This window comes from Bradyrhizobium sp. UFLA05-125 (genome assembly GCF_059803515.1).
Map to the genome: position 1 here is coordinate 51,028 of NZ_JBANBJ010000017.1, position 16,334 is coordinate 67,361.

The window sequence follows — 16,334 nt, forward strand, 5'->3', positions numbered from 1 at the left end:
CGCCGACAAAGGCGGGTAGGTTCGATCAAGAGAGCGTTTTGGATGCGAAAGTTCGTCGTTTTTGCTCTTGCGAGCGCGATGTTCGCTGCAGGCTTGTACATCGCAGCTGTTGAGCTGTTCTTGCGCGAAGCGATCTACTATCGTCTTCTCTTCGTTGGCGGCTCCCTGGCCTTGCTGGGCGGTTATCTCCTTTGGACCGATTTTCTTGCGCCGTCGCTCAACATCCGGACCTGGGAGGACTGACGTCCGGCCCGGCCGCGTCCGGCATCACGCCAGCGGTTCGCCCAGCGTGTGCATCAGCCGATTGGCCCAGCCGAAGATCGCGGCCGACAGCACGAGGTCGATCTGTTCGAGCTCGCTGAGGCCTGCGTCAGCCAGTTTGAGAGCGTCATCCGTCGTTGCCTCGATCGGTGTCGTCGAGAGCTTTGTGGCGAAATCGAACAAGACCTGCTGTCGCGTCTCCAGCGCGGCGTCGCGCTCGTCGGCAAAGATCTCCTCGACGACATGGTTCTGCCCGGTGAGACTGATGAAGCGCGAGGCATGAACGGCAGCACAGTAGATGCAGCGGTTGACGATGGAGGCGCTGAGCGCGCCGAGCTCGCGCTCGGCGGACGACAGGCCGTCCTTGCCGTACATGATCATGTTGAACAGCGGCGAGCGGACCTCGAGTGATTCCGGATCATGCGCCAGCGTCAGCACGTAAGGTGACACGCCCTTGTTCGAAGGCGTGACCTTCATCGCCGCGAGCTGCTCCGTCGTTGCGGATGCGAGCTCGACCGGGGTGACATAAGGCGACCAGGTCGGGATCGTGGCGGTGAAGGTGTGAACGACCTCGCTCATCGGGCCTCGACCAGTTTGAGAAGTTTCAGGCCAGCAACGACCCGCAACTGATAGTTCACGAAAGCGGCGAGCTCAGACAGCCGCACGATGTCGGCTTCGCTGACACCGGCGGCCTTCATTGTCTCGATGTCCTGCCGCGTTGCCTTGCGCGGGGAGAGCGTCAGGAGGTCGGCGTGTCGTGCCATGGCGTCGTTCAGTGGATCGCCCGAGCAGCTGCCGGGCTCGGCGAGAGCGGCGACATCCAGATCATGCGAATGCGCGAGATAGGATTTGTAGTGCGCCGTCAGCGCGGCATCGCCGAGGTGCCGGCACATCCGCGCCGCGAGCGCTGCGCGCAGGCCGTGGCTCAGCCCGCCCGGCTCCCGCGGGACCAGCACCGCATCATGGGCGGCTTCGCTCAGGCGCAGGATCTCGGCGCGCGCATTCAGCGCCTGGCCAAGCCGCGACCCCTCTGGCACGCCGGCCATCGTCTCAATCAGCGTGGTCACGCGCCACCTCGTGAGTTTTGCGGGTTTGCGACATCCGCGACCGTGAAGCTGAGCGACTTGCCCATCTCCAGAAAGGCCGACAACTCGGCTTCGTAAGGCGCGGGATCAAGCCCGCGCGCGGCGAGCCATTGCGGATCGTAGTAAGTCTGGCGATAGCGCTCGCCGGAATCGCAGATCAGCGTGACCAGCGATCCCGTCTCGCCGGCGTTACGCATCTCGCTGGCAATGCGGCACAGCGCCAGGAAATTGGTTCCGGTCGAGCCGCCGACCGCACGGCGCAGCCGGCGGGTCAGCAAATTCATCGCCGCGATCGTCGCTGCGTCCGGGATCTTCATCATGCGATCAACCACACCCGGAACGAAGGAGGGCTCGCAACGCGGACGGCCGACGCCTTCGATCAGCGAGGGCCGCTCGCAGATTTGCGTACGATCCTGGTTGCGGAAACAGTCGAAAAAGGCGGAATGCTCGACGTCGGCGACGCAGAGCCGGGTCGGATATTGTCGGTAGCGCAAATAGCGCCCGATGGTTGCCGAGGTGCCGCCGGTACCGGCGCCCATCACGATCCAGTCCGGCACCGGGCGCGGCTCGCCCTTGAGCTGGGTGAAGATCGACTCGGCGATATTGTTGTTGCCGCGCCAATCTGTGGCGCGCTCGGCAAAGGTGAACTGATCCATGTAGTGGCCGTTCAGCCGCGCGGCGAGCGCGGCGGCCTCCGCATAGAGCGCGCGGCCATCGTCGATCAGATGGCAGTTGCCGCCATAATGCTCGATCGCGCCGATCTTCTCCGCCGAGGTCGTGCGCGGCATCACCGCATAAAAGGGTACGCCGATCATCTGCGCGAAATAGGCTTCCGAGACTGCCGTCGATCCCGATGACGCCTCGATCACCGACGTGCCTTCGCGGATATGACCGTTGCAGAGTGCGTAGAGGAACAGCGATCGTGCCAGCCGATGCTTCAGGCTGCCGGTCGGATGGGTCGATTCATCCTTCAGATAGATGTCGATGCCCGCGAGCGCCGGCACGATGAGGCGGATCAGATGCGTATCCGCCGAGCGGCACTGATCGGCTTCGATCGACGCCACGGCCTCGTCCACCCAGCCGCGCCTGTAGGCCGGTCCGGTCGGGTTTTGATGGCGGAAAGGGGCTGGCTCCATGACAAAAAGCTCTCATAATTCTTCTTGCACATCAAGAAATATCATTCATGCTATATCCGAATAATGCAAACGGCCTGCCAATGAACAACGAAATTATCGACATCCGGCTCTTGGAGGCCTTCGCGGCGGTGATGTCGGCAGGCAGCATCACCGGCGCTGCGCGGCTGCTCGGCCGTTCGCAGCCAGTCGTGACGCGGCAGATCCAGGACCTCGAGGCCGATGTCGGCTACCTCCTGTTCTCCCGCAACGGCCCGCGTATCAGTCCGACGCCGAAGGGCGTGCTGTTTCATGCCGAGGTCGAGCGGCTCCTGATGGGCCTGAAGCACATCCGCCAACGCGCCAATGCAATCGGCGCCGGCGCGCTTCCGGTGCTCAGCCTCGCCGCGATCCCGGCGCTGGCCGCGGGCTTCGTCCCGGCCGCGCTTGCCGCGCTGGAGCGCGAGCTGCTGCCGGCTCAGGTGCATGTCCAGGCGCTGTCGGCCGAGAATGTCGTGCAGTCGGTATTGTCGCAATCGGTGGATTTCGGGCTAGCCAGCCTGCCGGTCCAGCATCCCGGCCTCGACGTGCAATGGGTCTGCGAGGTGCCGTGCGTCGCGTGTCTGGCGATCGATCATCCGCTCGCGAAGAAGAAGGTGATCCGGCTGAAGGATCTCGGCGGCGGCCGTCTGCTGACGATGGCCAATCCCTACCGGCTGCGCCGCCGCGTGGACGAGGCGCTGGAGCGTGAGGCCGTGATGCCCGCGGAGGTCATCGACACCAATTCCTCGATGACCGCGATCGCGATGGCCAAGCAGTCGCTCGGCATCGCCATCGTCGAGCCGGTGCTGACGTCGAGCCTTCCGGTGGAAGGCGTCGTCACCCGGCGTCTCGATGTCTCCATTCCTTTCCTGTTTGCGGCACTCTCGCCAACCGGGCGCGAGCTGACGCCGACGGTCGCTTCCCTCAATGACGCGCTGCGCGCGGCGGTCGCGCTGATGCCCGGCGCGAAGCTGCACAGCGGCGCGGCCGCAAGCCTCGAGCTCGATGAGGTGGCCGACGAATTCGAGAAGGCCAATTCATGACGATGATGACGCCTAACGCAGCCGGCCTCGCGGCGCTCGAAGAGCGACTCAAGCAGGATCTGTCTTGGCTGGAACTGCCGGCCAAATCCTGGGTGCCGCGTCGCGCCGTGGACGGCGTGGCCGTCGTCGACGTCGTGATCGTCGGCGCCGGCATGGCGGGCCTCGTTGCATCGGCCATGTTGAAGCGGCTCGGCGTCGACAATCACCTCGTACTCGACCGTGCGCGCGCAGGTGAGGAGGGGCCATGGGTCACCTTCGCACGGATGCGCACGCTGCGCTCGCCGAAGGAATTGACCGGCCCCGCGATGGGGATGCCGGCGCTGACTTTCCGCGCGTTCTATGAAGCGCAATACGGCCGGGAGGCCTGGAAGGGGCTCGACCGCGCGCCGCGCACGATGTGGATGGACTATCTCGTCTGGTACCGCAAGGTGCTCAACCTGCCGGTCCGCAACGAGGTGACGGTCGAGCGTATCCACGGGCGTGCCGACGAGCTGTTCGAACTTGATGTCAGCGAGCGCAGCGCGCGGCAAAAAATCCTGGTGCGCCATGTCGTGCTGGCGACGGGACGCGACGGCCTCGGTGGCGCTTACGTGCCGCCGATGGCCGATGGCATCGACCGACGCTTTTGGGCGCATTCGTCTGATGCGATCGACTTCGAAATGCTGCGCGGCAAGCGCGTCGCCGTGGTCGGCGCGGGGGCATCCGCGATGGACAACGCGGCAGTCGCGCTGGAGAGTGGCGCTGCCCGGCTCGATCTCTTCATCCGGCGCGCCGACATCCCACGCATCAACAAGTTCACGGGCATCGGCAGCCAGGGCGTCGTGCATGGCTTTGCCGGCCTCACTGATGAGTGGAAATGGCGCTTCCTCGATCACACGCTGAAGGCGCAGACGCCGCCACCGCGCCAGAGCGTGCTGCGCGTCTCCGCCTACCCGCATGCGCATTTCCATCTCGCAAGCCCGATCGATGATCTCGTCGTTGAGAATGACCACCTTGTCGTGACGACCCCAAAGGGACGCTATGAGACCGACTTCATCATCTTCGGCACCGGCTTCAAGGTCGATCTCGCGCTGCGGTCCGAGCTCGGGGAGTTCGCGCCGCATATCCGCTTCTGGCGCGATCGTTTCCCGACGCCTGTAGGCATGGACAATGCCGAGCTCGAAGGCTCGCCCGATCTCGGCGACATCTTCCAGTTCCAGGAGAGGGTGGCCGGCGCCTGCCCGATGCTGTCGCGACTTTACGGCTTCAACTATCCGGCGACGCTGAGCCACGGCAAGCTCTCAGGCGATATCCCCGCGATCAGCGAAGGTGCCGATAGGCTGGCACGCGGTATCGTCCGCCGGCTCTTCGTCGAGGATCGCGAGATTCACTTCGCCAATCTCAAGGCGTTCGCCACGGCCGAGATCCTCGGCGACGAATGGACCGACGCCGACGCCATTCATCAACCCGCCGAGTAACCACAAACCGGACAGGCAAGCGCGAGATGCAGACGAACAGAAAAGCCATCGTGGCAGCGATCGCCGGCAATGCGATGGAATGGTACGATTTCACGGTGTTCGCGCTTATGACGCCGGTCATCAAGAACCTGTTCTTCCCGGTCGACCCGAAGGTACCGGGCAGCGAGATCAACGCACTGCTGCTCACCACCGCTCTGTTCGGCACCGGTTTCTTCATGCGGCCGGTCGGCGGCCTCGTGCTCGGCTATTTCGGCGACCGCAAGGGGCGGAAGGCGGCGATGACGCTCGGCATGGGTATCATGGCGCTCTCGGTCGCGCTGCTCGCAATGGCGCCGACCTATGCGACGGCCGGCATCGCCGCGCCGCTCATCGTACTGTTGGCGCGGCTGCTCCAGGGCTTTTCCGTCGGCGGCGAGTTCGGCACTTCGACGTCCTATCTGATCGAGGCGGCACCTGCCGGCCGCACCGGCTTCTACGGCTCGTGGCAGATCGCGGGTCAACTCATGGCGAATGTGCTGGGCGCAGTGCTCGGTGCCGTCTTGACGCTGACATTTACGCAGGAGCAGCTCGCGGCCGGCGCCTGGCGCATCCCGTTTTTCGTCGGCCTCGTGATCGTTCCGATCCTGCTCTACATGCGCGCCAAGGTCGTCGAGCCCGACGCATCCCAGCGCAACATGGCAACCGTCCACAAGGAGCGCTTCATCGCCGCGCTCAAACATCCCGGCCGCAACTTCCTGATCGGCATGGGCATGGTGGTCGCGAGCGCAGTCTCGTTCTACGTGACGTTCGGCTATACCGTGACCTACGCCAAGGAAGTGCTGAAGCTGCCGCTGATGCAGAGCTTTCTGGTGCAGATGATCGCGGCGATCGTCATGGTGGTCGTCGTCCCCATCGCCGGCGCCGTGTCCGACCGCTATCCGCGCAAGCCGCTGCTGCTCGCATCCCTCGCCGGCTATTTCGTCTCGCTCTATCCGCTCTATGCCTGGGTGATCGCCGAACCGTCGATCGCAAAGCTCCTGGTCGCGCAGGTCGTGATCGGCTTCTTCAGCGCGTTCTTCCTCGGCGTCTACTGCACCACGCTGGTCGAGTTGTTCCCGATCCGCGTCCGCTCGACCGCGCTCGCGATCGTCAACAATGTCGCGGTGCTGATCTTCGGCGGTTTCGCGCAGTTCTTCGTGACCTGGCTGATTGCGCTCACGGGCTCCCCGCTCGCGCCGATCTTCTACGTCATGATCGGCGTCGGCCTTGGCCTGATCTCGGTGATCGCGATGCGTCCCGAGGACGGTGAGCGCGACATGGCTGCGGCGGAGCGCGTCGCCGAACAGGTCTCGTAACGGCGCGCGCCGGTATATTTCACGAGATTGTATCATTGAGCAGGTGCCGCCTGTGGTATATGCCTGTGCGCAACGAGCACAGGCAGGTAAAACATGCAGGTGGCTGATTTCGTCGTCAGGCTTTCATCACGAAGCATCGCCCTGCTTGGCACGCTCATCCTGCTCACGTCGATCTATTCCGACACCGTAAGCGCACAGGGCACTGAGGCGATCTGGCCGACCGCTCAATGGCAGACCTCAACGCCGGAAGAGCAGGGCATGGATTCGGCCGCGCTGGCCAAACTGGTCGCGTCCGGCATCCCGCGCAGCTTCGACAGCCTGCTTGTGACACGCCACGGCCGCATCGTGCTCGATGCCTATTACGCGCCTTATACGGCTGATATGCCGCACGTGATCAACTCCTCTACCAAGGCGGTGGTCGCGACGCTGCTGGCGATGGCCTACAAGGATGGCCTGCTGGATCGTCTCGATCGTCCGATGCTGGATTTCTTTCTCGATCGCGACGTCGCCAATCTCGACGAGCGCAAGAAGGCCATCACGGTCCAGCAGTTGCTCAACATGACATCCGGCCTCGAGTGGGACGAGGGGTATGTCGGCGGCCGGGAGCAATCGCTTCGCGACATGGGCGCGAGCTCCAATTGGGTTCAATTCATCCTCGATCGCCCGATGGCGCATACGCCGGGCGAAGTGTTCTACTACAACAGCGGCGGTTCGCATCTGCTATCCGCGATCGTGGCCAGGATCACCGGCAAGAGCACCGCTGACTATGCGCAGGAGAAGCTGTTCGGGCTGCTCGGGATCGCCCAGCCGTTTTGGCGCCGTGATCCGCAGAAACTCCCGATCGGCGGCTTTGGCCTTTCGATGCGGCCGCGGGACATGGCGAAGATCGGCTATCTCTATCTGCGCAAGGGCGAGTGGGCGGGCAAGCAATTGCTGCCGGCGGATTTCCTCGATGCCGTCAATCATGCCACCATCGACATGAATGCGCGATTTGAGCCCGGGCTGCGCTACGCCAACCAGTTCTGGGCCATTCCCGACAAGCCTGTCTTCATGGCGGTCGGCTATCATTGTCAGGTGATCATGGTGCTGCCGGAGCGCGACATCGTCGCCGTGATGACGGCGACCAATTTCTGTCCATTCCGCAAGCTGGCCGACGAGATCTCTGCCGCCGTCAAATCCGAGTCTGCTTTGCCGGCCGATGCAATTGCGGCCGAACAGCTGGCAAAGCTGGTCGCGGACGTGTCGATGGAGAAGCCGACATCGGTCGGCGCCACGCCCGCAACCGCGTCTGCGATCTCGGGCAAGACCTATAAGTTTTCCGACAACGCCTCGGGCATCAAGACACTGACGCTGTTCCTGGCCGATGAGAACCCGCGCTATGTTGTGGAGACGAACGCGGGCGACCCCGCGCGGCGTCGCCTCGACGGGCCGATCGGTCTCGATGGCCTGTACCGCAAAAGTCCGCCAGGCATTTTCGGTGTTCGCGCCGCCAAGGGCACGTGGCAGAACGAGCGGACATTTGTCATCGACCTCCAATATGTCGGAGGCGGCGACGCCTGGACGTGGACGCTCACCTACGACGGCAACAAGATCGCGCTACGCGGCAAGGCGAGGGACGGCCGTGAGGAGTCGGCGGAAGGGGTCGCGGGCGGCTAGCGTCTCGGTCCGGATTGACGCGAGGACGATGGCCTGGGCCGCTCAAAACTCCAGTGGCGCGTTGTCGACGACCTCCTTCATCACGAAGAAGGTTCGGGTCTGGCGAACGCCGGGCAGCGCGATGAGCTGCTCGCCATGGATGCGGTTGAAATCCTCCATGTCGCCGACGCGGATCTTGAGGAAGTAATCGAAATCGCCGGCGACGAGGTGGCAGTCGAGCACGAATTTCAATTTCGCGACCGCCTGCTCAAAGATCGCAAAGCTCTCCGGCGTCGAGCGGTCGAGCACGACGCCGACCATCACCAGCGTGCCCTTGGCCACCATCTTCGGCGCGACCATGGCGCGCACCGAGGCGATAAAGCCGTCCTCGAACAGGCGCTGGGTGCGGCGATGGCAGGTGGCAGGGCTGATGGCGACAGTTTCGGCCAGCTCAGCATTACTGAGCCGGCCGTTATTTTGCAGCAATCGCAATATCTTAAGGTCGGTGCGATCGAGTCTCGATGGCATGAAAGAAATTTCCGCAGAATGTGGATCTGATGAAAGAAAATAGATCAAATAGCGAAGAATGTGCAACGATCGGTCGCATATTACGCCCCCTTTTGAGAGCACATTTCCTGCGGCTGATGCTAATCGTTCGCTCCAGCTCAACGCCAATCGGGATGACCTTACGATGCTGGAAAAATTCGCGCGCTATCCGCTGACCTTCGGGCCGACGCCAATCGAGAAGCTGGAGCGACTGTCCAAGCATCTCGGCGGCAATGTCGAGATCTATGCCAAGCGCGAGGATTGCAATTCCGGTCTTGCCTACGGCGGCAACAAGCTGCGCAAGCTCGAATACATCATTCCCGACGCGATCGCCTCGAATGCCGACACGCTGGTGTCGATCGGCGGCGTGCAGTCCAACCATACCCGCATGGTCGCTGCCGTCGCGGCCAAGATCGGCATGAAGTGCCGCCTGGTGCAGGAAGCCTGGGTGCCGCACGAGGACGCCGTCTACGACCGCGTCGGCAACATCCTGCTGTCGCGCGTGATGGGCGCCGACGTGCGCCTCGTCGAGGACGGTTTTGACATCGGCATCCGCAAGAGCTGGGAGCAGGCGCTCGAGGAAGTGAAGGCCGCGGGCGGCAAGCCCTACGCGATTCCGGCCGGCGCCTCCGTGCACAAATATGGCGGGCTCGGCTATGTCGGCTTCGCCGAAGAGGTGCGCAAGCAGGAGCAGGACCTCGGCTTCACGTTCGACTACATCATCGTCTGCACAGTCACCGGCTCGACCCATGCCGGCATGCTGGTTGGATTTGCCGCGGACGGCCGCGCGCGAAAAGTGATCGGTATCGATGCGTCCTTCACGCCAGCGCAGACCAAGGCGCAGGTGCTGTCGATTGCGCAGAACACCGCGAAACTCGTCGAGCTCGGCAAGGAGATCGTCGAAGACGACGTCGTGCTGGTCGAGGACTACGCCTATCCCACCTATGGCGTGCCGTCGGAAGAGACCAAGGAGGCCATCCGCCTCACCGCGCGTCTCGAAGGCATGATCACCGACCCCGTCTACGAGGGCAAGTCGATGCAAGGCCTGATCGATCTCACCAAGAAGGGCTATTTCGAGAAGGGCGCGAAGATTCTCTACGCCCACCTCGGCGGCGCGCCCGCACTCAACGGCTACGCTTACGCGTTCCGGAACGGCTAAGGCGGCCCCACCAAGACTGTCGTCCCGGGGCGCGACGAAGTCGCGAGCCCGGGACCCATAACCACAGGGTCGCGTTTGGCGAAGAACGACGTCGTGCGTGCCTCAAGATAGATCACGCGGTATGGATCCCGGATCTGCGCTCCGCTTCGCTACGCTTGTCCGGGATGACGACGTGGAGGGAGGCGCGCGCACGAGCCATTAGAGCGCACCCTACCGCATCCTGACCATTCGCAGCAGCTCCTCGCCGTAGTGCTCGAGCTTCTTGTCGCCGATGCCGGGCACGTTGCGCAGCTCGTCCAGCGTCGTCGGCCAGGCACGAACGATGCCGTCGATCGTTGCATCGTGCAGCACGACATAGGCGGGAACACCGCGCTCGCGCGCGACTTCGGAGCGCCAGGCGCGCAGGCGTGCCCGCAATTCGGGATCGACGTCGGCTTGTGGCGCGTTCGACGCCGGCGCAAGATCGCCGCGACGAGATTTTGTACGGCTGGCGCGAAGGCGCGTGCCAGGGGCTTCCTCGCGTAGCCAGACTTCCGTCTCGCCGCGCAAAACGCCGCGTGAGGACTCCGTCAGCTTCAGCGCGCCAAAAGCCTCGCTGTCGCTCTGCAAATGTCCCATCGCCACCAATTGCCTCAGCACCGTGCGCCACTGCTTCTCGTTGAGCTCGCGGCCGATGCCAAACACCGACAGCTTGTCGTGGCCGAACTGCGTGACCTTCTCGGTCAGGCGGCCCACCAGCACGTCGATCAGGTGCATGGCTCCGAACCGCTGCCCGGTGCGGTAGACGCAGGACAGGAGCTTCTGTGCCGGCACCTTGCCGTCGCGCATCTGCGGCGGCGTCAGGCAGTTGTCGCAATTGCCACAACTGTCTGCCGCGACGGTCTCGCCGAAATAGGCAAGCAGCCGCCTGCGCCGGCAATGCGCGGTCTCGGCAAGCCCGACCAGCGCGTCGAGCTTGCCGATCGACGCCCGCTTGAACTCATCGGATGCGCCGGACTCGTCGATCATGCGACGCTGCTGCACGATGTCGGAAAGGCCGTAGGCCATCCAGGCAGCGGATGGATTGCCGTCGCGGCCGGCGCGCCCGGTCTCCTGATAATAGGCCTCGATGCTCTTGGGCAGGTCGAGATGCGCGACGAAGCGCACGTCGGGCTTGTCGATGCCCATGCCGAAGGCGATGGTCGCGACGATGACGATGCCGTCCTCGTTCAGGAAGCGATCCTGGTTGCGCGAGCGCACACTGCCGTCGAGCCCGGCATGATAGGGCAGCGCCGGAATGCCCGCATCGCTCAGGGCGGCAGCCACCTCCTCGACCCGGTTGCGCGACAGGCAATAGACGATGCCGGCGTCACCGGCATGGCGCTCCCGGATGAACTCCTTCAGTTGTGCGACCGAGTTGCGCTTGTCGACGATCTCGTAACGGATGTTCGGCCGGTCGAAGCTGGAGACGAATTGCGGCGCGTCCGAAAGTTGCAGCCGTTCGACGATCTCCTTGCGCGTCAGCTCGTCCGCGGTGGCGGTGAGTGCGATCCGCGGCACGTCGGGAAAACGCTCGGCTATGATCGAGAGCGCAACATACTCGGGGCGAAAATCATGCCCCCATTGCGAGACGCAGTGCGCCTCGTCGATTGCAAACAGTGCGACCCTGGCCTGCGCCAGCATTGACAGGCAGCGCGGCGTGACCAGCCGTTCGGGTGCGACATAGAGCAGGTCGAGATCGCCCGCGATCAGGCGACGCTCGATCTCGGAAGCCTCTTGCGGCGTCAGCGAGGAGTTCAGCGCGGCAGCGTTGACGCCGGATTCGATCAGGCCCGCGACCTGGTCGCGCATCAGCGCGATCAAAGGCGACACCACGATGCCGCAGCCTTCGCGCAAGAGTGATGGCAACTGGTAGCACAGCGACTTGCCGCCGCCGGTCGGCATCAGCACCAGGCAATTGCCGCCCGTGGTCACATGCCTGACGATTTCGCCTTGCGCACCGCGGAAACCGGTCAGCCCGAACACCGAATGCAGCACCGACAACGCGTCGCGGCCATCGGCCGGCGCAGGTTGTGAAGCGGTGGAGGGGGCGGACATGGGCGTGTCGGACCGGGCCGTGTGAAGAGCTGAACGGCAGTCGCATGCCGGCACGGTTGTGGCAAGAGTGTTGAGGCTCATGCGCAGCTTGCTCTCCCTCTCCCCGTTCTTGCGGGGAGAGGGTCGGGTTGAGGGGCTCTAACCGCGAAGATGATGCCGGAGGCATGCGGAACTCCCCCTCACCCAAATTGCGCGTTTCACGCAAATTCGACCTCTCACCGCAAGTGGGGCGAGGTGAAGACTGCTACGCCCCGATCCGTCGCAGGGCTTCGGCGACCGTCACGATCGGAACGTCCCGCTCCTGTGCCGCCTTCAGCGCGTGGTGCAACAGTGACGGCGTGCAGCCATAAGGGCTCGGCTGGTCGACGACGTCGTGGCCGTAGAAGATCAGCCAGCCGCCGCTCGCGGCGGTCTCGTCGAAATAGCGATCGACGCCATCGGCATCGATGTCCTTGTCGATCAAGGGCGTGGAACGCAAGAACTGCAGGTCGATGACGTCGCGATTGACGCCGGGAAGGATGCCGCGTGCCGAGCGGAAGCTCTTGCTAAGCTGCGGCTTGCGCCAGATCGAGGCGAGACCATACGGATAGGCGAAATTCTCGAGCCTGATCGTCGGGTCGAGTGCGAGAAAATAGTTGCGGTTCTGCTCGATCTCGCGCGCCAGCGCGGCCTGGTCGAGATCTGCCGCGCGGCGATGCGAGAACGTGTGGCAGGCGATCTCATGGCCGCGATCATGGAGTTGCAGAATCGCGTCCTTGGACAATCCGAGCCAGTGACCGGACCATTGCCCGATCTGGCTGCCGGCCAGATAGAACGTAGCGCGGCCGCCATACTCCTCCAGCATGGGGGCGCCAAGGCTCGCGGCGCTGTCGGGAGCGTCATCGAAGGTGAAGCTGACCATCGGCGCATGTGTCGGCAGCCGATGCGGCTTCACGGCAAAATGCCGGGCCAGCCGATTGCTCACGCGTCCGTTGATTGCCGACCACACCGGAGTTGTTTCCCTTTGTTTCCAAGCGGGGCCGTAGCAATGAACCATCCGCCCTCGGCCCGACGCAAGCTTTACGATTGATTATGCCTAACGAGGAACCTGTTCGGTCCATTAGCGCAGAGACAGCGGCGTGGCTGCTTCTTCGACGAGAAAATCGAGCCAGTTCCTGAAAAGCACGGCCGCGGCGCTTCCCGCAGCGATGTCGCCACGCAAATTCAACGCCGGCAGCTCGCTCGCCATCGCCGGATGACGCTGATGCCTGGCGCGCTTTTCGAAGCGGAAAAGCTTCTCTTCGGTCGCCGCGTCAAAATAGCTCACGGGCACCGATGGATAGGCCTCGCGCTCGCGTGCGAGGAAGCGGCCGATATCACGCAGATATTCACGCTGCAGCGACAGCGCGTCATATTCAGGATGACCCTGGAAGAACACGAAACGGCTGGCATATTGCCTGACGAAAACGTCGACGCCGGCCTTCGCCGAGCGTGTCAACACCTGATAACCATGCCTGGCGAGGTCGGTTTCCGTGACCTCGTTAAGGCGTGAATGCGAGACCTTCAAGGGTGTGGGGGCGGCGCGAGTCAGCGGATCGCTGCCGACCGTCTCGCACTCGAAAATGCCATGGCATTTGGCGGCCAGCGGCCGCCGCGCGATGCGATCGAGATGCAGCACCGCTGCGTGCGCGGCAAGGCACGACCAGATCGCCGAGCGCGTATTGGTCCTCGCCCAGTCGATGATGTCGGTGAGATCGCGCCAGTATGGCTCCTGGTCGAGATCGGGGGCGACCGGCTCGGCGCCGGTCACGATCAGTCCGTCGAATCTTCGCCGCCTCAGATCGGAGAGGTCGGAATACTCGCTCTCGACGTGCCAGCGCGCTTCCGGCGAGCGCTTGACCGAGGGCAGCGAGAAGCATTGGAAGCGGATGCGGCGTGTGCCGGCAGCGGCCTGCAACAGCTTCATGAACTGTCGTTCAGTCGCTTTCAGTGCCGGATCCGGCATGTTGTTGATCAGCCCGATGGTGATCTCGCGACTGTCGACGCGCGCGTCGTCCAGCGCCGGCACCAGGGCCGGGCTCAAAATACCTTGATCCTTGTCGATCAAGATGGTCATCGGCGCTGCCGTCTACTCCGCAGCCTGAAGCCGTTCCGACGGGCAGGCCTTTGCGAGCGCCTGGTCGATGTCTTCGACGATATCGGCGATATGCTCGATACCGATCGAGAGGCGGATCGTCTCCGGCAGCACGCCGGCAGCACGCTGCTGCTCGGCCGACATCTGGCGGTGCGTGGTCGAGGCCGGATGGCAGGCGAGCGATTTTGCATCGCCGATGTTGACGAGCCGCGTGATCAGCTTCAGTGCGTCATAGAAGGCCTTGCCGGCTTCCATGCCGCCCTTGATGCCGAAAGTGAACAGGGACGAGCCGTTGCCCGCGAGATATTTTTGCACCAGCGCGTAGTATGGGCTGTCCGGAAAGCCGGCGTAATTGACCCAGGCCACGCGCGGATCAGCGCGCAAGAACTCGGCGACCTTGCGGGCATTCTCGACATGGCGCTCCATGCGCAGCGCCACAGTCTCGATACCCTGAAGCAACAGGAAGGCGTTGAAGGGCGACAGCACCGAGCCCATGGTGCGCTGATAAATGCTGCGCGCGCGCTCGATGAAGGCGGTCTTGCCGAAGCGCTCGGCATAGACGAGGCCGTGATAGGACGCGTCGGGCGTGTTGAAGGCCGGAAATCGTGCGGCGTGTTGCGTCCAGGAGAAACGTCCGGAATCGACGATCGCCCCGCCGAGCGTGGTGCCGTGGCCACCGAGAAATTTCGTCAGCGAATGCACGGAGATGTCGGCGCCGTAATCGAACGCCTTGAGCAAGATCGGCGTCGCCACCGTGTTGTCGACGATCAGCGGCACGCCATGGGCATGCGCGATTTTCGCCAGCGCCTCGATGTCACAGACATTTCCGGCGGGGTTGCCGATGGTCTCGGCGAACACCGCGCGCGTGTTCTCGTCGATCAACTTTGCGACCGCCTCGGGCTTGTCGCTCTCGGCGAAGCGGCCCGTGATGCCCTGGCGCGGCAGGATGTGGGAGAGCAGCGTGTGCGTGGTGCCGTAGAGCTGCGGCACGGAAACGATGTTGCCGCCATGATCGGCGACGTTGACGAAGGCGAAATGCAGTGCCGCTTGTCCGGTTGCGACCGCCAGCGCCCCGACGCCGCCTTCGAGGTCGCTGATGCGCTTCTCCAGCACCGCGGTGGTGGGATTCGCGATGCGGCTGTAGCGATAGCCTTCTGCTTCGAGATTGAAGAGAGCTGCGCCATGATCGGCGCTGTCGAACGCATAGGCCGCGGTCTGGTAGATCGGCACGGCGACCGCATGCGTGGTCGCTTCTGGTTCGTAGCCGGCGTGAATTGCGATCGTTTCGTTGCGCATCGTCCACCTCCGCGTCCGGCGGGTCGCAACTTGGATGTGCGTTATCCGCCGTGCTCGTGTTAGAGGCGGGTGGTAAAGCCGGCAATAATTCGTCTAGAGATCGACGAAGTAACCCTAACGATTGCTGCTCAATTAGCTAAAATTTGAGTCAATTTAGGCTCGACGCTCAGCTGCCCACAGCGCGGCGGATCTGTTCGCCGATCTGCGACAGCACAAGCTGCGCCTGCGGCAGGATCGCGCCCATGGCATGGAAATTGTGCACCATGCCTTCGTGGCAGACATGCTCTACGACAACGCCGGCAGCCAGTAGCTTGCGCGCATAGGCGTTGCCCTCGTCGCGCATCGGATCGAACTCGGCCGTGTGGATGATCGCCGGTGGCAAGCCCGTCAGCCGCGACGCGCGGAGCGGAGAGACGCGGGGATCGGCGGCGTCGATGCCGTCGGGCAGATAGTCGGCGAGATCGGCTTCGATCGTGGCGCGATCAATCAGGTGATTTTCGGTAAAGGCCTCGCGCGAGGGTGAGGTCTCCTCGAAATCAAGCACGGGGCAGATCAGGCATTGCGCGACGATGGAGAGGCCGGCGTTCTGCGTCGCCTCCTGGCACACGACGGCGGCAAGCGTAGCGCCGGCGGAATCGCCGCCGATCACCAGCCGCTCGGCGTCGATGCCGAGGAGAGAAGCATTCCGCGCCACCCATTCGGTCGCTGCGATCGCGTCGTCGATCGCGGCGGGGAATTTGTGTTCGGGCGCGAGCCGGTAGTCGACCGACACCAGGCGGCAACCCGTCACGTGCGCGATGCCGGCGGCGACGCGGTCATGGGTCTGGATACTGCCGGCGACGAGCCCGCCGCCGTGGAAGAACACGAAGCCCGGCGCTCGCGATGCGGCGTTCTCCGGCGCATAGAGACGGTAGGCCAGCTCGCCGTCGGGGCCGGGCAGCGTGCCGTCGGACGTCGCAACGCCGGGAGCCTCGGCGCGCGCAAATTGCATCAGTTTCGCCAGCGACTGCCGCCGCCCCTCGACGCTCGGACGGGCGCGCGCCGCGGGAGCTGCCGCGGCCATCATGGTCAACAAGCGCTTTGCGAGTGGATCGAGCGGCATGGGGCACCAGTTAACGACAAACTATAGCCGGATATTACTGCAAATCTGAATGCCTGCGCACGCTGGTTAACGG

At 63.8% G+C, this 16,334-nt stretch carries 15 protein-coding genes; 6 read left to right on the forward strand and 9 right to left on the reverse strand.

Going from position 1 to position 16,334, the window contains the following annotated elements; translation table 11 throughout:
* The first annotated feature begins 42 nt into the window (after nt 1-42).
* Complete coding sequence (locus tag SO156_RS17580) at nt 43-243, forward strand: hypothetical protein (protein ID WP_458146068.1); 201 nt, start codon at nt 43-45, stop codon at nt 241-243.
* Between the two features lie 24 nt (nt 244-267).
* Here SO156_RS17580 and SO156_RS17585 read toward each other — a convergent pair whose 3' ends face one another.
* Genes SO156_RS17585 through SO156_RS17595 form a run of 3 tightly spaced genes read right to left on the reverse strand, consistent with a single transcriptional unit; the run spans nt 268 to nt 2,482 of the window.
* On the reverse strand, nt 268-840 hold the full coding sequence (locus SO156_RS17585; RefSeq protein WP_458146067.1) for a peroxidase-related enzyme: 573 nt from the start codon (nt 838-840) through the stop codon (nt 268-270).
* The gene (locus SO156_RS17590; protein ID WP_458146109.1) at nt 837-1,307 is read right to left on the reverse strand and encodes a CMD domain-containing protein; all 471 of its coding nucleotides are present in this window, start codon (nt 1,305-1,307) and stop codon (nt 837-839) included. Before SO156_RS17590 ends, SO156_RS17585 begins: the two co-directional genes overlap by 4 nt.
* Nucleotides 1,308-1,324: 17 nt before the next feature.
* A complete protein-coding gene (locus tag SO156_RS17595) occupies nt 1,325-2,482 on the reverse strand; it encodes a PLP-dependent cysteine synthase family protein (protein WP_458146066.1) in 1,158 nt (385 codons plus the stop codon).
* Nucleotides 2,483-2,562: 80 nt separating this feature from the next.
* Here SO156_RS17595 and SO156_RS17600 point away from each other — a divergent pair, with 80 nt between their 5' ends.
* The 4 genes from SO156_RS17600 to SO156_RS17615 all read left to right on the forward strand — a co-directional run bounded on the left by SO156_RS17600 (nt 2,563) and on the right by SO156_RS17615 (nt 7,990).
* A complete protein-coding gene (locus SO156_RS17600; protein ID WP_458146065.1) occupies nt 2,563-3,543 on the forward strand; it encodes a LysR family transcriptional regulator in 981 nt (326 codons plus the stop codon).
* Entirely contained in the window at nt 3,540-5,000 is a 1,461-nt protein-coding gene (locus SO156_RS17605) for an NAD(P)-binding domain-containing protein (protein ID WP_498535672.1), read from the forward strand. The genes SO156_RS17600 and SO156_RS17605 overlap by 4 nt, the downstream gene beginning before the upstream one ends.
* 26 nt (nt 5,001-5,026) lie before the next feature.
* Nucleotides 5,027-6,334 carry a citrate-proton symporter gene (locus SO156_RS17610; protein ID WP_498535673.1) on the forward strand — a complete coding sequence of 436 codons (1,308 nt, stop codon included), beginning with the start codon at nt 5,027-5,029 and terminating at the stop codon, nt 6,332-6,334.
* Nucleotides 6,335-6,427: 93 nt separating this feature from the next.
* Nucleotides 6,428-7,990 carry a serine hydrolase domain-containing protein gene (locus SO156_RS17615; RefSeq protein WP_498535674.1) on the forward strand — a complete coding sequence of 521 codons (1,563 nt, stop codon included), beginning with the start codon at nt 6,428-6,430 and terminating at the stop codon, nt 7,988-7,990.
* A gap of 42 nt (nt 7,991-8,032) precedes the next feature.
* Here the strand turns inward: SO156_RS17615 and SO156_RS17620 are convergent, their stop codons facing one another.
* On the reverse strand, nt 8,033-8,497 hold the full coding sequence (locus tag SO156_RS17620; RefSeq protein WP_458146061.1) for an Lrp/AsnC family transcriptional regulator: 465 nt from the start codon (nt 8,495-8,497) through the stop codon (nt 8,033-8,035).
* Between the two features lie 163 nt (nt 8,498-8,660).
* Between SO156_RS17620 and SO156_RS17625 the strand changes: the two genes are divergently transcribed.
* Nucleotides 8,661-9,674, forward strand: a complete 1,014-nt coding sequence (locus SO156_RS17625; RefSeq protein WP_498535675.1) for a 1-aminocyclopropane-1-carboxylate deaminase — start codon at nt 8,661-8,663, stop codon at nt 9,672-9,674.
* A 210-nt stretch (nt 9,675-9,884) separates the two neighbouring features.
* On the opposite strand, the gene recQ is transcribed toward SO156_RS17625, so the two are convergent.
* The 5 genes from recQ to SO156_RS17650 all read right to left on the reverse strand — a co-directional run bounded on the left by recQ (nt 9,885) and on the right by SO156_RS17650 (nt 16,261).
* Nucleotides 9,885-11,750 (reverse strand): DNA helicase RecQ, encoded by a 1,866-nt coding sequence (gene recQ / locus SO156_RS17630; RefSeq protein WP_498535676.1) that lies wholly within the window; start codon nt 11,748-11,750, stop codon nt 9,885-9,887.
* A gap of 244 nt (nt 11,751-11,994) precedes the next feature.
* The gene (locus SO156_RS17635) at nt 11,995-12,738 is read right to left on the reverse strand and encodes a polysaccharide deacetylase family protein (protein ID WP_458146058.1); all 744 of its coding nucleotides are present in this window, start codon (nt 12,736-12,738) and stop codon (nt 11,995-11,997) included.
* A gap of 111 nt (nt 12,739-12,849) precedes the next feature.
* Entirely contained in the window at nt 12,850-13,845 is a 996-nt protein-coding gene (metA, locus tag SO156_RS17640) for a homoserine O-succinyltransferase MetA (RefSeq protein WP_498535677.1), read from the reverse strand.
* A 12-nt stretch (nt 13,846-13,857) separates the two neighbouring features.
* Nucleotides 13,858-15,159: an O-acetylhomoserine aminocarboxypropyltransferase/cysteine synthase family protein gene (locus SO156_RS17645; RefSeq protein WP_498535678.1), complete on the reverse strand. Its 1,302-nt coding sequence runs from the start codon at nt 15,157-15,159 to the stop codon at nt 13,858-13,860.
* Between the two features lie 166 nt (nt 15,160-15,325).
* Entirely contained in the window at nt 15,326-16,261 is a 936-nt protein-coding gene (locus SO156_RS17650; protein WP_498535679.1) for an alpha/beta hydrolase, read from the reverse strand.
* Between the last annotated feature and the right edge of the window lie 73 nt (nt 16,262-16,334).

What these genes read in the sequence shown, in the direction of transcription:
- SO156_RS17580 (WP_458146068.1), top strand. Translation starts at nt 43, where the DNA reads ATGCGAAAGTTCGTCGTTTTTGCTCTTGCGAGCGCGATGTTCGCTGCA.
- SO156_RS17585 (WP_458146067.1), bottom strand. Translation starts at nt 840, where the DNA reads ATGAGCGAGGTCGTTCACACCTTCACCGCCACGATCCCGACCTGGTCG.
- SO156_RS17590 (WP_458146109.1), bottom strand. Translation starts at nt 1,307, where the DNA reads ATGGCCGGCGTGCCAGAGGGGTCGCGGCTTGGCCAGGCGCTGAATGCG.
- SO156_RS17595 (WP_458146066.1), bottom strand. Translation starts at nt 2,482, where the DNA reads ATGGAGCCAGCCCCTTTCCGCCATCAAAACCCGACCGGACCGGCCTAC.
- SO156_RS17600 (WP_458146065.1), top strand. Translation starts at nt 2,563, where the DNA reads ATGAACAACGAAATTATCGACATCCGGCTCTTGGAGGCCTTCGCGGCG.
- SO156_RS17605 (WP_498535672.1), top strand. Translation starts at nt 3,540, where the DNA reads ATGACGATGATGACGCCTAACGCAGCCGGCCTCGCGGCGCTCGAAGAG.
- SO156_RS17610 (WP_498535673.1), top strand. Translation starts at nt 5,027, where the DNA reads ATGCAGACGAACAGAAAAGCCATCGTGGCAGCGATCGCCGGCAATGCG.
- SO156_RS17615 (WP_498535674.1), top strand. Translation starts at nt 6,428, where the DNA reads ATGCAGGTGGCTGATTTCGTCGTCAGGCTTTCATCACGAAGCATCGCC.
- SO156_RS17620 (WP_458146061.1), bottom strand. Translation starts at nt 8,497, where the DNA reads ATGCCATCGAGACTCGATCGCACCGACCTTAAGATATTGCGATTGCTG.
- SO156_RS17625 (WP_498535675.1), top strand. Translation starts at nt 8,661, where the DNA reads ATGCTGGAAAAATTCGCGCGCTATCCGCTGACCTTCGGGCCGACGCCA.
- recQ (WP_498535676.1), bottom strand. Translation starts at nt 11,750, where the DNA reads ATGTCCGCCCCCTCCACCGCTTCACAACCTGCGCCGGCCGATGGCCGC.
- metA (WP_498535677.1), bottom strand. Translation starts at nt 13,845, where the DNA reads ATGACCATCTTGATCGACAAGGATCAAGGTATTTTGAGCCCGGCCCTG.
- SO156_RS17645 (WP_498535678.1), bottom strand. Translation starts at nt 15,159, where the DNA reads ATGCGCAACGAAACGATCGCAATTCACGCCGGCTACGAACCAGAAGCG.
- SO156_RS17650 (WP_498535679.1), bottom strand. Translation starts at nt 16,261, where the DNA reads ATGCCGCTCGATCCACTCGCAAAGCGCTTGTTGACCATGATGGCCGCG.